The sequence below is a fragment of the Oscillatoria sp. CS-180 genome, assembly GCF_028330965.1.
Classification (GTDB): Bacteria; Cyanobacteriota; Cyanobacteriia; order Phormidesmidales; family Phormidesmidaceae; genus Halomicronema.
The window spans coordinates 84,148-99,737 of sequence record NZ_JAQMUB010000045.1 but is presented as its reverse complement, the minus strand read 5'-3'; the positions used below and the strand labels follow the sequence as shown (position 1 = coordinate 99,737).

11 protein-coding genes are annotated in these 15,590 nt (G+C 48.7%); 8 read left to right on the top strand and 3 right to left on the bottom strand.

Features of this window, described 5'->3' with window-relative positions:
• Nucleotides 1-271 precede the first annotated feature (271 nt).
• From PN498_RS11535 to PN498_RS11520, 4 genes are all read left to right on the top strand, one after another.
• Nucleotides 272-1,156 (top strand): undecaprenyl-diphosphate phosphatase, encoded by an 885-nt coding sequence (locus tag PN498_RS11535; protein WP_272062914.1) that lies wholly within the window; start codon nucleotides 272-274, stop codon nucleotides 1,154-1,156.
• A 267-nt stretch (nucleotides 1,157-1,423) separates the two neighbouring features.
• Nucleotides 1,424-2,773, top strand: a complete 1,350-nt coding sequence (locus tag PN498_RS11530; protein WP_272062913.1) for a TIGR03279 family radical SAM protein — start codon at nucleotides 1,424-1,426, stop codon at nucleotides 2,771-2,773.
• Nucleotides 2,774-2,895: 122 nt separating this feature from the next.
• Nucleotides 2,896-5,145 (top strand): TolC family protein, encoded by a 2,250-nt coding sequence (locus PN498_RS11525; RefSeq protein WP_272062912.1) that lies wholly within the window; start codon nucleotides 2,896-2,898, stop codon nucleotides 5,143-5,145.
• Between the two features lie 243 nt (nucleotides 5,146-5,388).
• On the top strand, nucleotides 5,389-6,609 hold the full coding sequence (locus PN498_RS11520; protein ID WP_272062911.1) for a 4-hydroxy-3-methylbut-2-enyl diphosphate reductase: 1,221 nt from the start codon (nucleotides 5,389-5,391) through the stop codon (nucleotides 6,607-6,609).
• Between the two features lie 49 nt (nucleotides 6,610-6,658).
• On the opposite strand, the gene radA is transcribed toward PN498_RS11520, so the two are convergent.
• Nucleotides 6,659-8,134, bottom strand: a complete 1,476-nt coding sequence (gene radA, locus PN498_RS11515) for a DNA repair protein RadA (RefSeq protein WP_272062910.1) — start codon at nucleotides 8,132-8,134, stop codon at nucleotides 6,659-6,661.
• 170 nt (nucleotides 8,135-8,304) lie between these two features.
• Between radA and PN498_RS11510 the strand changes: the two genes are divergently transcribed.
• Both PN498_RS11510 and PN498_RS11505 read left to right on the top strand, forming a co-directional pair.
• On the top strand, nucleotides 8,305-9,951 hold the full coding sequence (locus tag PN498_RS11510; RefSeq protein WP_272062909.1) for a RecQ family ATP-dependent DNA helicase: 1,647 nt from the start codon (nucleotides 8,305-8,307) through the stop codon (nucleotides 9,949-9,951).
• Between the two features lie 174 nt (nucleotides 9,952-10,125).
• Entirely contained in the window at nucleotides 10,126-10,953 is an 828-nt protein-coding gene (locus PN498_RS11505) for an ABC transporter permease (RefSeq protein ID WP_334312246.1), read from the top strand.
• A gap of 252 nt (nucleotides 10,954-11,205) precedes the next feature.
• On the opposite strand, the gene PN498_RS11500 is transcribed toward PN498_RS11505, so the two are convergent.
• Nucleotides 11,206-12,159, bottom strand: coding sequence for an RNA polymerase sigma factor, RpoD/SigA family (locus PN498_RS11500; RefSeq protein ID WP_272062907.1), 954 nt, complete (start codon nucleotides 12,157-12,159; stop codon nucleotides 11,206-11,208).
• 726 nt (nucleotides 12,160-12,885) lie between these two features.
• Nucleotides 12,886-13,794: a hypothetical protein gene (locus PN498_RS11495; protein ID WP_272062906.1), complete on the bottom strand. Its 909-nt coding sequence runs from the start codon at nucleotides 13,792-13,794 to the stop codon at nucleotides 12,886-12,888.
• 262 nt (nucleotides 13,795-14,056) lie between these two features.
• Between PN498_RS11495 and PN498_RS11490 the strand changes: the two genes are divergently transcribed.
• Together PN498_RS11490 and PN498_RS11485 are read left to right on the top strand one after the other, a co-directional pair.
• Nucleotides 14,057-14,731 carry an HAD family hydrolase gene (locus PN498_RS11490; protein WP_272062905.1) on the top strand — a complete coding sequence of 225 codons (675 nt, stop codon included), beginning with the start codon at nucleotides 14,057-14,059 and terminating at the stop codon, nucleotides 14,729-14,731.
• 507 nt (nucleotides 14,732-15,238) lie between these two features.
• A complete protein-coding gene (locus tag PN498_RS11485; protein ID WP_272062904.1) occupies nucleotides 15,239-15,580 on the top strand; it encodes a hypothetical protein in 342 nt (113 codons plus the stop codon).
• Nucleotides 15,581-15,590: the final 10 nt, after the last annotated feature.

Here is a 15,590-nt window from a genome sequence, read left to right as displayed (position 1 = left end):
TTGTAATCTCATATTTTTAATTGTTCTTAACATACCACAGCTATTCGGAGCGGTGCATCTATCAAAGCGAGGCCGCGAGGTGGGCATGATATTTAGAGACAAACTACTCAACTCAGGACTTACACGGTTGAATCCCGGCTTTGATCCCTTAATTTTCAAGTATGGGCAGGAAGACGAAAGGACTGATGAAGGCTTTATAAAAGGGTGCTTTTGCAGATTGAGTATTTAGTCAAGCTGCTGCCTAAAATGTCTATGTTTAACCCAAAGTATTATGGACTGGTTTATGTCGCCACTATTTTTAACTGTTGAGGCTACTCAGCCGCTGTCGCTAATACAGGCAATCGTTATTGGTATTGTTCAAGGATTAACCGAGTTTCTTCCCATCAGTAGCACTGCTCACGTCAAAATTGTTCCGGTTATTCTGAATTGGGGTGATCCCGGAGTTACGTTCACGGCGATCGTGCAATTAGGCAGTATTGTGGCGATTGTCGGTTACTTTTGGGCTGATATTCGACAGTTATTAGTCGGGGTAGGGCGGGCGATCGCCAAGAAAGACTACGATGACCCCGACTTCCGCATGGCCTTAGGAATTGTAATCGGCACGATTCCCATTGTGGTCCTGGGATTGATCGTCAAGTTTGGCTTACGGGAAGGGTATGAAAGTTTTGCCCGAAGTTCTCTCGTAATTGGGATTACGTCAATTGGCTTAGCTATTTTTCTGGGCATTGCCGAGGTCACTGGAACCCGCAAGCGGGGATATAACGCTGTGGGGCAATGGGATGGCATTGGTATGGGCTTGGCCCAAGCGCTGGCACTCATTCCTGGTGTTTCCCGTTCAGGATCAACCATGACAGCCGGATTATTCATGGGTCTTAATCGTGAAACAGCAGCACGATTCTCTTTGCTGATGGGCATTCCAGCTATCTTGATTTCAGGTTTAGCCGAACTCAACGAACTGTTTGAGCCACAATCAACTGTGGGCTTTACCGCCGCGATCGCGGGTGTCATTGCCTCAGCGATCTCGTCCTATATTGCAATTTATTGGCTGATTCGATTTTTGAAAGATCATACGACTTGGGTCTTTGTGTTCTATCGAATTGGCTTTGGTTTGGCAATCTTATGGGCGATCGCCTCTGGACGTATGCTCAACGTTTGATTCTTGAGGCATGATGAGGAATGGTGTTGGGTTTGATAAGAGATCTTATTCACTTAGATCTTGTTATTGAGTTTATGCTGACTGCTTTGCCCCTACTACCCCTCAAATCTGAAGGGTTCTAAGTTCGAAGACCCTCAACATTGGGGGGTTAAGGGAGCGAATGCAGAATATCAGGCTTGATGCAAGAGTCAGATCCAGCTACAGCAGGCTGCAATATCTAATCAATATAGTTTTCCGGCCTGCACGCTCATCGATCCGTTTGTCCCCATGAGTCAGTCATCTACTCGTCCTGCTGTCGTTTCCCGCGTCTTACCCGACTCCATTGCTCAAGAGCTGGGGTTTGAGGTGGGCGATCGCCTAGTGCGAATCAACGGTCAAGCTCCCCGTGATCTGATCGATTATCAGTTTCTCTGTGCCGACGAAGAAATCACCTTGGAAGTCCAAGATGACCAAGGGGCGACCCACGTTGTGGAGCTAGAGAAAGACTATGATGAGGACCTCGGTCTAGAGTTTGAAACAGCTCTGTTCGACGGGCTGATGCAGTGTAACAATCGCTGTCCATTTTGTTTTATTGATCAGCAACCTCCGGGTAAACGCGAGACGCTTTACCTCAAGGACGACGATTATCGACTGAGCTTTCTGTACGGCAGCTACCTAACGCTGACAAACTTGACTGCCCGTGAATGGGAGAGAATTGCTCAGTTTCGCCTGTCACCGTTGTTTGTTTCTGTTCATGCAACAGAGCCTGAGATTCGCTCTCGATTGCTCAAAAATCCTCGGGCAGGTGAACTCCTTGAGCAGTTGCAGTGGTTTCAGGAAAATCGCTTGCAGATTCATGCTCAGGTCGTGGTGTGTCCTGGCATCAACGACGACGACCATCTAGAACGCACCCTTTTAGACTTAGCTCAGTTTCATCAAGGGGATGTTCCGGCTGTTATTTCCGCAGCAGTTGTGCCTGTGGGACTGACCCGATTTCGTCCCTCTGAAGACGAGTTACAGCCTGTATCGCCCGCCAAGGCTGGGGCAGTCATTGATCAGGTACAAACTCTACAGGCCAAATTTCGTGACCAGTTGGGCACAACTTTTGCCTGGCTGGCCGATGAGTGGTTTCTGATTGCCGGGCGATCGCTGCCCATCGAAGCAGAATACGAAGACTATCCTCAGATCGGCAACGGTGTTGGCTCGATTCGCCAATTCCTTAAAGCCTTTGAAGCAGCAGCGATTGCCCTACCGCCAGCGTTGCCCTCACCCCGGCGCTACACCTGGATAGTCGGCAATGCTGTTGAAAAAGCCTTTCAACCTATCCTGAAGCGGCTCAATCAGGTTGAAAAACTCACTGTTGATATGGCGGCTATAAATAGTGATTATTGGGGTCAAGACATTACCGTGACAGGGTTACTCACCGGGCACGATCTGCAACGTTGTCTGCGCGATCGCGATTTGGGTGACGGCATTTTGTTACCTACCATTATGCTGAAATCAACTGATCCCGGTAATCCTCAAAAATGGCTATTTTTAGACGACCAAAGCGTAGAATCAGTCAGTAACACTCTACAGGCTTCAATTATTCCGGTTGAAGGTGTTGAAGGTTTGGTTCAAAGCTGTTTACAGTTCTAACTCAGTTCTACAATTCAGGAATTACTTTCAAACTAAACCGGTTAGTAAAGTATCCTGGAGGACGGAGTTGTCCAAGTTATGACGTGTTCGTTGCTAAGCCGAAGGATCTTATGCAGAAAGGTATGCCCTACCCACGGTTGACGCGCTTCCACTTGAGTGCCGCGATCGCCCTTCCCTCTATTGCATTTTTATGGCTAGCAGTCCCTGCTGGCGCTTCGGAGAACACCTATGTGCAGGCTTCGGATGAAACCACACTCTCCTCTGAGGACAGCCAGACAGAAGGGGATCCAGGGTCTATTGCCCCTACAGCGCTCTCGTCGGAGGTTGAGCGATCATCTACTCAACCCTCGTTCGGCCCTGAGACAACCAGTATCAGTCCTCAACACGTTCATCATCAAGGCTATACGCTGACGTCTCCTGCTGCTAGGCAACCTGTTTTATCAGCAGCTTCTCCAGTGATCGATGGTGAAACAGCGACAGCACCAGCATCGTCCGTTGCGACAGAAGAGGTGCTGGCAATCACGGACAGAGTTTTACCAACTGTGGAACCCCCTCCTTTTGAAGTCCTTTTCAGTCAAGCCGAACCGGATTTGCCTCCTTCAGCAGTTGCTGAAAGCTCGGATATAGACGAATCAGAAGAAACAGTAGAGGCGATCGATATTGAAGTCGTCTATGAGGACTCCGACACCCTGGATACGGAGGCACCTGCTGCAACCACGACTGTTGAAACTGAGACTATCAGTACTGAGACTATTAGTGCAGAGGCCGGTGATACAGATACCCATTTGTCGGATTCTGCTGAGGCAGACAACAGCATTGAACAAGACGACGCTGATACAACTCCTACCCTTGAAGCTGATGACACAGAAGAAGAGGACGTCTTCAGTCCTCTGCCGGAATCGGAAGAGGATGCCGACGCCAATGAGGACACTGAGCTAGAAGACTTGAGCCAGCCAACGCCTGAGGCACCAGATCAATCGCTGAACGAAGCGGTTCCTATTCCCGCAGATCGGGTGCTAGACGAGCTGCCGTATCTAGATCCAGACCCTAATCCTTTGCTGATTCAGACTCAACCAGAGGAAGTCGAAATCATTGGTGTGCAACCGCTTTCTTTGGAAGAGGCCATTGAGCTTTCCTATCGCAATAATCCTGATCTACGAGTAGCCGTATTGGAATTGGAGCAAAGTCAAGCTTCTCTAAGAGAAGCCCAAGCAGATAACTTTCCCACCGTTTCTGTCAACGGCAATTTACAAGGGCAAAATGTTACAACTGGCGGTGGTGTGACTCAAACGCCTGGTGGTGGATTCAGCTTTGACCCGACCAGTGAAGAATTAGGAGTCACGACATCCGCACAGGTCGATGTGGTCTACAACGTTTATTCCTCAGGACTACGGCAGTCAAATATTCAAGCGGCAGTCGAGCAGGTCGAGCTGAGTGAATTGGAAGTGGAGCGCCGTCAAGAAGAATTGCGATTGGTAACGGCGAACGAGTACTACGATTTGCAGGCTGCGATCGAATCCATTCGGATTAGTCAGGCGTTTCTGGAAGAAGCACAGCGTAACTTAGCAGATACCGAGTTACGAGAAGAAGTCGGCATCGGAACTCGCTTTGATGTTTTACGAGCTAGAGTACAGGTCGCTAATGCTCAGCAAGACTTGGTGAACTCTGAACGAGCACGACAGGTCGCTCAAAGAACGTTAGCACGGCGGCTCAATGTCCCCCCTTCTATCAACATCACGACCACGCCTGTAGACATTGCAGGGGCATGGCCGTTGGACCTTGAAGAAAGTATTGTCCTGGCATTTCAAAACAGAGCGGAGCTGGAGCAGCAGCTTGTGCAACGGGAACTTAATGATGAACTACGGCAGGCCGAATTGGCAGCATTGGGGCCGCAGGTTGATCTGTTTGCCAACTACACTATCAGTGACACTCTGACCGAAGACGATAGCTTTGACGATAACTACAGCTTTGGTGCACGGGTTTCTTGGACGCTCTTTGATGGCGGAGCAGCCCGTGCTCGTGCGGCACAGCGCGAAATCGAATCTGAGATTGCCGAACGAAATTTTGAGGAATCTCGGAATACTGTCCGTCTGGGAGTCGAAAGCGCCTACTTTAATTTGCAATCTAACTTTGAGAACATCAGTACGGCTCGGCTTGCGGTAGAACAGGCTGAAGAAGCACGCGATTTGGCGATTCTTCGGTTTGATGCCGGGGTGGGCACTCAGCTAGAAATTTTGGAGGCTCAGTCTGAGCTGACGGATGCTGAAGTGAATTTGGTTCAGGCGATCGTCGGCTACAACCGATCGCTGGCTGAACTCGAAAGGGCTGTCAGCAACCTTGCTGAACCCTACTATGAGGAATTACCTTTCTGACGAGTGGGCAAACGAGGATGGGTTAATTCAGTTCGGTCGAGCTGGAATCGTTGCCAGGTTCCTGAGAACAAGACTATATCAGCGTTTAGATTAATGCTTTAGGGCCATTGTTTTCCCCCGTTGTCGTTTATTTATCTATGGCGGTCAGAAACACCTGTAATGGCGAGAATGCATCGTTCTATCCCCCTAAACCGTTATCCTAGTTAACGAATTAACAAACAACTGACAACCTGCGGGAGCGTCATGGATACCAAAGCCTTTAAGCGATCGCTGAACCAATCAGACAAGTACTTTCGCAAAAGTCTTGGTCATGGGGAAAAGGTCGCCGACCAGATGAAGACGGAGTACGAAAGCGGTCTGATTCAAAAAATCCGCGATAACAATTACGCTCTAACTGAGGGAGCCGTCACCATCAAGCTGGCAAAGGCATTTGGTTTCTGCTGGGGAGTGGAGCGAGCCGTAGCGATGGCCTACGAAACGCGCCAGCATTTCCCCACCGAGCGCATTTGGATCACCAATGAGATTATTCACAATCCTGGAGTCAATCAGCGTTTGCGTGACATGAATGTCTACTTCATTGAAGTCAGGGATGGCGAGAAAGACTTCTCGGTTGTCGAAGCGGGAGACGTAGTGATCTTGCCTGCCTTTGGGGCTAGCGTTCAGGAAATGCAGCTGCTGAATGACAAGGGTTGTACCATCGTTGATACCACTTGTCCCTGGGTGTCAAAGGTCTGGAATACTGTTGAAAAGCACAAGAAGAAAGACCACACGTCGATTATCCACGGCAAGTACAAGCACGAAGAGACTGTTGCTACCAGCTCCTTTGCGAATACTTATCTGGTGGTACTGAATTTGGATGAAGCGCAGTATGTCGCGGACTATATTTTGAAGGGTGGTAATCGTGACGAGTTTTTGACCAAGTTCCAGCACGCCTATTCTGAAGGATTTGACCCTGATCGCGACCTTGAGCACATTGGTGTGGCCAATCAAACCACGATGCTGAAGGGAGAAACGGAAGCGATTGGCAAACTGTTTGAACGTACAATGTTGCAAAAGTATGGACCGCAGGCGTTGAATGACCATTTCCTCGCTTTCAACACCATTTGTGATGCAACTCAAGAGCGGCAGGATGCCATGTTTGAGCTTGTGGATGAAACGGTCGATCTCATGTTAGTCATCGGTGGCTATAACTCTTCTAATACGACTCACTTGCAGGAGATTGCGATCGAGCGCAACATTCCCTCGTATCACATCGATGGCCCAGAACGCATTGGTCCTGATAACCGCATTGAGCATAAGCAACTGCACGGTGAGTTGACCATCACGGAAAACTGGCTGCCTGAAGGCGCCATCACAGTCGGTGTAACGTCGGGAGCTTCAACTCCAGATCGGGCCGTGGAGGCTGCAATTGAGCGTATTTTTCAACTTAAGGCGAATGCTGTACTAGCCTCTGCAGGGGCTTAGACGCTTATTGAATCATCTAACCCTGACAATTCTAGATTGGGTTTAGACCTTATGAAGATCCCCCTAATCCAAAGGTGATGGCATCCATTACCCGGGCCACGGGGACTACCTCCATCGGTGTGTCTACTCCCCCTTGTCCCTTGGGGACGATCGCCCGTTTGAAACCCAACTTAGTGGCTTCCTTGAGTCGCAGCTCCAGTTGGGAAACAGGGCGGACCTGTCCCCCTAAGCCAACCTCGCCCAATATCACCGTGTAGGGATCGACTACGCGATCGCGAAAGCTGGCGACGACTGCAATGGCAATGCCCAAATCAGCCGCCGGTTCTCCAACGTTCAATCCACCTGAGGAGGCAACGTAGGCATCCAGCTTTGAAAGGGGAACACCTACCCGTTTTTCTAGCACGGCCAAGATTTGTAAGAGACGGTTAAACTCGATTCCTGTGGTTGACCGTCGCGGTGAACTGTAGCTGGTTGGACTAACCAAAGATTGCAGCTCTACCACTAGCGGACGGGTGCCTTCGCAGGCGACGATGGTGGCAATGCCCGGCACCGCTTCATCGCGGTTACCCAAGAACAGCTCGGAAGGATTGCGGACTTCCTGCAGACCCCGATCAACCATCTCGAAGATGCCCAGCTCATGGGTTGCACCGAAACGATTTTTCACAGAGCGCAGCAGGCGATGACTGGCAAAGCGATCGCCTTCAAAATACAGCACGGTATCAACCAAATGTTCCAGCACCTTGGGTCCGGCGATCGCACCTTCTTTAGTCACGTGTCCAACAATGAAAAGGGTGATATCGTCCCGTTTGGCAACCTGCATTAGGCCCGACGTACATTCCCGCACTTGCGACACCGAGCCTGGTGCTGATGTCAGCGCTCCGTAATACAGTGCTTGAATACTATCAATGACAGCAACAGTCGGTTTGAGAGATTCCAACTCCATCAGAATTGTCTCCAGATCTACCTCCGGCAGTAGGTAGAGGCCCTGATTAACACTGCTGTCCGAGACACTTTCTTCAACCTGAGCGGACTGAGCAGATTTGCCGTTAGTGACCTCTGCGGTGCCGATACCCAGGCGCTGCGATCGCAGCTTCACTTGCTGTCCTGATTCTTCTGCACAAACATAAAGAACCCGTGTTCGATCCGCTAAATAGTTAGCAACTTGTAGCAGAAGAGTGGATTTACCAATGCCCGGATCGCCCCCTACCAGAACCAATGAGCCGGGAACAATGCCACCCCCCAAAACACGGTCCAACTCCTGATAGCCAGATACTTGACGAGGCTGCGGTCGATCTTCAATCTGATTCAGCGTCAGAGCAAGACGAGGAGCTTGTTTTTGAGCTGATTTTTTTGTGGATGTGGACCGCGATCGCCCACGAATGGAACTGCCCTTGACTGGTTCAGCTGCTTGGGTCACCTGCTCAACCATGGTGTTCCAACTGCCGCAGACAGAGCAGCGCCCAAAATATTGAGATGATTCCGCGCCACAACTGTTACACACATATATAGAGCGTGATTTAGCCATAGCTGCTCTCTTCTGCTGGTGTCATGTTCGCTTTGCCAATGGATTCTGTTGTTTAATGCATTTGTACCAAGTTCGTATAGCATAACCTGACTATCAACATTCACTCCAAGGAAAGAGCCTTCTTCATAAAGGGCCTGTGACAATAGAGAGCACTATTAGACGAGTTTGACATGGTGGATAGCGCTAATCCGTCTCTGCAAGCCGCGGAACAGATTGCTCAACAGGTATTTGGCTACGAGCAGTTACGGTCAGGTCAGCGAAAGGTATTAGAAGCTGTCTTGGCTAAGCAAGATGCCTTGGGTGTTATGCCAACGGGGTCAGGTAAGTCAGCTATCTACCAAATTGCGGCATTGCGATTACCAGGGGCTACGCTGGTTGTCTCGCCACTGATTGCTTTGCAACAGGATCAAGTTGACGCGATCACTGAGCAGGGCACCGTTGAAGCAGCAGTTTTGAACTCGACACTGACATCGAAAGAGCGTGAGCAGGTCTTCAAACGCTTGCAAAAAGGGGATTTGGAGTTTCTTTTTCTGGCTCCAGAGCAGTTCAGCAATCTAGAAACGCTGGAGACGCTAAAAGCGTGTCAGCCATCACTGTTTGTGGTGGATGAAGCGCACTGCATCAGTGAGTGGGGACACGATTTTCGGACCGATTATCTACAACTTGGTGATGCCATTGAAACACTAGGTCGTCCTACCGTGTTGGCGCTGACAGCCACAGCCTCACCACTGGTTCGTCAAGAAATCACGGAGCGACTCAGACTCAAGGACCCAGTAGAAATTGTCCAAGGGTTTGATCGGCCCAATCTGTTTTTAGAAGCACACCGTTTTTATGATGCAGAGGAAAAACTGACGGCACTCATGCAAGCATTGAAAGAAGCGGATTTGCCGGGCATTGTCTATGTCGCTACCCGCAAAACTGCTGGCGCGATCGCCCAAAAGTTACAGGAGAACAACCTGCGGGCGGCAGCTTATCACGCAGGCATGAGCGCAACTGATAGAGAGGCAACGCAATCCCAGTTTATGGACGATGACCTTGATATTGTTGTTGCAACAACCGCGTTTGGTATGGGTATTGATAAGCCGAACGTTCGATTTGTCTTTCACCACGACATTCCTGGCTCAATCGATGCTTACTATCAGGAAATTGGCCGCGCCGGACGGGATGGAGAATCTGCTAGGGCTAAGCTGTTTTATCATCCAGACGACTTAAAGCTACAGCGTTTTTTTGCAGCAGGTGGCACGGTTGAGCAAGAAACTCTGGAAACCGTTTTAGACATCATCACAGAATCAACCGACGCATTATCCAAGGAGTCATTGCAAACAAAAGCAGAGCTATCTCAGGCAAAGCTGACGACAGCCTTAGAACGCCTAGAAGCAGCGGGAGTTGTAGAGCAAACGGTTGATGGAAACGTGACGGCTGCCGCTAATGCAGACGACTCTGAGCAAGCCATTGATCGCGCTCTTACTGATCAGGAGCGGCGCAAAACATTTGAGCGATCGCGACTAGATATGATGCGCAGCTATGCAGAAACGGAAACCTGTCGCCGCGAGTCTATTCTGAGCTATTTTGGGGAGCCTTTTGCAGGCCCCTGTAATCATTGCGATAACTGCAAGAAGAATGACCAGGACGAGGACTCCAGCTCCTTCCAGCCTTTTCCTATTTCAAGCACCATTATTCATACCCATTTTGGCAAGGGGCAAGTTCTGCGGTATGAGGACGAAAAAGTTGTAGTGCTATTCGATACCGTGGGCTACAAGACATTTGTGACTGAGATGATTGTTAACTCAGTTCGCTGCCTAGAGACCGAACAATGAGTTGAAGCCGAAGGATGACGTGGACCATGGCTCCGACTCACAACTTTCCAATTTTCACCCTTCATCCCTCATCCCTTAAACCGGAAAATGCCTCGATGAAAGTCCTAGCAACTCAGGTTAAAGTAGGGATAATCTGTAAAAAACTGTAAACACTCTTCAAGAGGCGTAACTGCCGTGGATGCCGAAGCTTCCTTCAAAATTCATCGTTCTGCCAATAACAACTTCCTCAAAGCGCTATTCGACGATAGTTTGACCATATTTTGGGGAGACTGGCTTGATCTTCGAGTTCGCATTCCACAAGTTGCAGCATCAGGTTTGGTTTCCCCGCTAATCTATATTCTTGCGTTTGGACTAGGGCTTGGAAGTTCTCTAGACCAGGTGAGTCAGCCGACTGTGGGCAATAGCTACTTGGAGTTCATTTTGCCAGGAATGGTTGCACTCTCCTCTATGGTAATTAGCTTTGGAGGCACAACTTTTTCAATTTGCGGCGATCGCCTCTTCACCAAAACCTTTGAAGAAATGCTGCTCTACCCTGTGCATCCCTTAGCGCTGCACCTGGGTAAGATGCTGGCCGGAATTGTTCGAGGCATGATGACGGCTGCTTCGGTTATCTTGGTTGCGGTTCTTTTTACAGGCAAGATCTGGAGTTTTTTGAATCCGCTCTTTCTGGGTCTGCTCGTTCTCAATTGCGCCGTATTTGCTGGGCTAGGTGTTATTGTTGGCCTCAACGTCAAATCGCTTGAAAGTGTTAGCCTATTCAACAATTTCCTAATTGTGCCGATGTCGTTTTTAGGAGCAACTTTCTTCGACCCTAGTATGCTCCCTGTTGCTCTCAAAGGCATTGTCTATTTACTACCGTTGACCTACACCACTGTTGGCCTTCGAGCTGCTGCCTACCAACCGCTATCAGAATTTCCCTGGTACAGTTTTCCTATTTTGTTAGTTGTGGCGATCGTCCTTGCCTACGTAGGTGCATATCAGTTTTCACATCAACAAGACTGAGCCAATTTACGTAGTGATTACTTCTGAGACCTCATCAAGGCTCCAACTCAAAAGGTACCTATGAGATGTACTCATTTCAATAAAGTAAGACCTCGCACGGGTAACACTGTCACAAAACGATAACGACAGCTTTCAGATCCCACAAACCTGCTAGGAGAAAGGATTAGTCTTGCTGGCATTCCTCAATTTTGCTTTTCTCTCTCTACAATTCTGTCGCCGGCTATTTGAAACTTGACAGAGGAGAGCCGTAAACTAACTTGCCAAATACTCACGCACATCGCCGCGCCGCTTACGGAGAGCTGTCAGTGCTTCGCGTTCAATTTGACGAACTCGCTCACGGGACACGCTCAAGATTTCGCCAATCTTAGCTAGAGTCATTGTTTTACCGTCAGTTAGGCCAAATCGCAGCGTGAGAACCTGCTGCTGCTGAGGGGTCAATTCAATCATCAATCTTTCCAGATCGCTTCGCAAAGAAGACTGAGTGGCAAACTCTTCTGGAGACATACCATCATCTTCCAGCAACTCGCTCAGCTCAGTGTCTTGGTTGTCACCCACTTTCAGATCAAGAGATAGTGGCTGACGCGACTTCTCTAGATAATCTCGAACCTGTTGAGTTGACAGATCCAACGTCTCAGCAATCTCTGAAACCGATGCAGCTCGACCATGTTGCTGAGAGAGCTGCCGCTGAACTTTCTTAATTTTGTTGAGCTTCTCCGTGATGTGGATCGGTAAACGAATTGTGCGGCTTTTCTCGGCGATCGCCCGCGTAATCGCCTGCCGAATCCACCAATAGGCATAAGTCGAAAATCGATACCCTTTAGTAGGATCAAACTTCTCGACACCACGTTGCATACCAATGGTTCCTTCTTGAATCAAGTCCAGCAGATCGACGTTTCGCTTGATATATTTCTTCGCCACCGATACCACTAGGCGCAGATTGGCCTCCACCATCTTCCGCTTAGCTGCCTTACCTAATCGGACAGTCTCTACTAACTCAGCTACAGAAAGATTAGAGGCTCCGGCCCACTCTTCCCCAGTCGGCTCACGATCCAGCTCATCGACTAGATCTTGTCGCTTTTTCTCTAGCAGCGTAAGCTGCTGAACTTGCTTTCCCAAAAGAATTTCTTCTTCGTGAGTTAGCAATGGAACACGACCAATTTCCTTCAGATAGGTCCTTACGAGATCAGTACTTTGAGTTGTTTTCATAGGAACAGAGCTATCAGTAACGCTGATATGGAGGATGCAAAGATAAAGCTGTTGCTAGCGCTGCTCTCCCCTAGCAGAGACAAGAAGAGGGATGAATGCCAGTCACTTATGTAAACTATCGTAACATTTATGAGAAACTTTAGACAGTCTTATCGTTTATTTTTTGAGGAAAAATATTGAGGAAATATCGCTGAAGACAAGGAAATAATACTGTTTCCCTCATCCTGAAAACTGCATCCTGGTTAACAGAATCTATGATAAGCCTATCTACAATCGTGAGAATCTGTTAAGAAGATTAACTTTATGAGCGATTTTAAGGCTTTTATAACGCCGTTGTTACGTTTGCAGCCTATCGACTACCGCGATCGCTGTCATCACAATCTTTTCCTCAGCCTGTTTATAGTACACGTGAATTACTCTCTTCGCTATTAAACCTGTTACAGAAGTTATAGCCATCGCCAATTCCATTAAGGCAAAACAACTGCCATGTGGCTATCGGCTAAGCACTGAGATGCTATTGGGTGCACTACCTTAATAACTAAAGCTATATTAACGAAACGAAAAAAGCGTCTGAAGACTTACTACGTTGACTCCAGACGCTTTTCAGGCTCAAAGATCCCATCATCAATGTGCGGGTCGAAGAAAGCACAGAGATGCATTCAACTCATAATTGAGGTTTTGAGGATACCAATCTCCAAGGCATTCAGCATCACATCCATAACACCCCTAGCATCCCTTGGGCGGAAACCAAATCAGAGATTGCTGTTCTGAATTGCGCCATCTCATCCAACCTTCCTGAGTAACAGCGCCTGGTAGCTGTTGACATGCACTGGTGGGCTGAGTGACTCTAACCTGCATCCAATCCCCATCAAAAGCAAGGGTTTCAATAAAGCTGTCAGGGCCGACTAAGCCAAGAATCGTGGCCGAGTCGTCTGGTACCGCTTTTAGGGACTGGGATAAGCCATGATTTCGAAATTCGACCCAGCCCATGTCGAGGAAGCGGTTTTCCCATGTTTCGACAGCTAGATCAATGCGCCCCAGATTGAGGTGATCAACGTGTGCCCAAGCTTTTCCGGCGGGAGTGTATTGAAATTCAAACCAGCCATCGTCTTGAATTTGGGTGACTGGGAAGGAGAAGAGGCTGTAGTAAGTATGCAGCATGGAGAAGCTAGCATCACGACCAAGCGCTAACGGTTCCTGACCATTGGGTACGAGCCAACCACTAATAATCCAGCCCCAGTGTGATCCATCAGGCTCGGTATAAATTGGAATTGCGGCTGCTTGCAACCAGTTAGCGCCTAAATAAGGGCTATCAGTCCAATTCTCAGTCTCTAAAAACGATAAATCTCGTGGCCTGAGATGACCGACGCCAATATCGTCCGTAGGTTCAGGCGAGAGGCCAACAATACCTGACTCCGTTGGTGGAGTTGCTGTGGGAAGCGGACTAGGCAAGGGAGGAACGGGAGGGCTAACGCGACTTTGAGCAAGAATGACATCCGCTACTTCAAAGGAAGGTTCATAAAACTGAAGCGTTTGAACTCTTGTTTTTGGAGACGATGCCAGGCTGACAGCGCCCCAACTAGAAATCGTGCCAATCAAAATGGCAGTACTGATCGGTACTAATTTTCTGCTCATGACAGCGACGATAGCAAAATCAACAAAGACTTAATGGATACCTCTACTCTATGCATTTACTACACAAATTCTATGTTTCGGTGTACACTTCGCGGCTCCGTACTCCTCAAGGAGTCTCCAGATGGAGTCGTTTGAACTTTGGGACCACCCCCGCTCGTAATCAGAATTATGCATGAGCAGCTGAGAAAGCATTTTCTAAGTCATCCATTCATTATTTTCCTATGCTTTGAATAGCAGTCCGGAGACTCTATACAGTTAAACCATGCGTTACCACACCATAGCGACCGATTACGACGGTACTTTAGCTGCAGATGGCCAGGTTGATGACAACACGTGGGCCGCGATCTCATCTTTTCGGGACCGGGGTGGCAAAGTCCTGTTAGTCACCGGACGAGAATTTGAAGATCTACAGCAAGTATGCCCAGAGTTGAGGCGATTTGATGCGGTAATTGCGGAGAATGGTGGCGTTGTTTACTGGCCTGATTCGGATAGTGTCATGCCTCAAGGGGAACGGCCACCTGAAGCATTCCAGCAGCGGCTTCGTGAGAGAGGAGTCGATCCCATTCGGTGTGGTCGAGTCATTATGGCGACTTGGCAGCCTCACGGTCATCAAGTCGAAACGGTGATCTTAGACATGCAGCTGCCTTATCACGTCATTCTCAATAAAAGAGCCGTGATGATCCTGCCTGTTGGCGTCGATAAAGCGTCTACCTTGAAGCGGGTTCTCGGTGATTTGAACATTGCTCCAGACGATACGATCGCGATTGGTGACGCTGAGAATGACATCTCACTGCTAGAGGTATGCGGTCTCGGGGTTGCTGTTGATAATGCCTTGCCAGCAGTCAAGGCGATCGCTGATTACGTTACGACCGGCTCACGAGGCGATGGAGTGCAAGACTTGATTCACAAACTCTTAGAGGACAAATTAGACCTATAACACTGCTTCAGTGCAGCACAATATCGCTTTTTATGGCTGCAAATAGTTGCAAGGGTGATCCCAGTTTTGCAATTTTGCCCTCATCCCCCAGCCCCTTCTCCCAAAATTGGGAGAAGGGGAGCCGGAGAAAGTCTTTCTCCCAGGATTGGGAGGAGATTTAGGGTGAGGGCTACAAAGGTAAGATGCACCCTAGTTGCAATGACTGACACTAACCACTGCTACATCGGTCTTGACTAACAAGCGGTGTAAACACTCAGGTGTTTCCGTAGTTTCTAGGAGAAAGTGAGTCAGGGTGGCGAGGAGTATCGCATCCCTTTTACGTTAGTTTTTCCTAAATTCCCAAAGAAATGCCAACCTTTTGGTTTATCACCTGTCAGTGAGGGTTATACCTATTGAAGGTTGGTTTTCTAGATAAGGGTTTCTAATTTAGTCACTAAAGCTTAGCCGCACTCTCTTGTGAACGGAGGTGACTAGGCGCATTCACTTCTTATGGGGTCTAGAGCAGATATGTTTACTTTGACTAAAGTGCTGTCGACTGCCTGTTTGTTCTCCGCAGTCGTCTTAAGTATGCCTGTTCATGCTGATTCAGTGGATAATGCTGACAAACTGCTGCCGCTAGAAACTCGGAGCGTTGTTCTCGAAGCTGATCCAAACCTATATGCAACGGTCGCAGAAGATATCAATGCCCATAGTCGAGAGCAAGCTGATCCTGCGGATGATGCTGAAGTTCTGGGCGCAGACCTTTTAAACCAGTTTGTTGATGAGGACGGAGACGTCAATTTGCCGCTAGGTCTAACGGTTTTTGAAGCAATGGGAACTACTTCCGTAGGTTTTGGTGGAGATTTCTAATCTGCTGAAA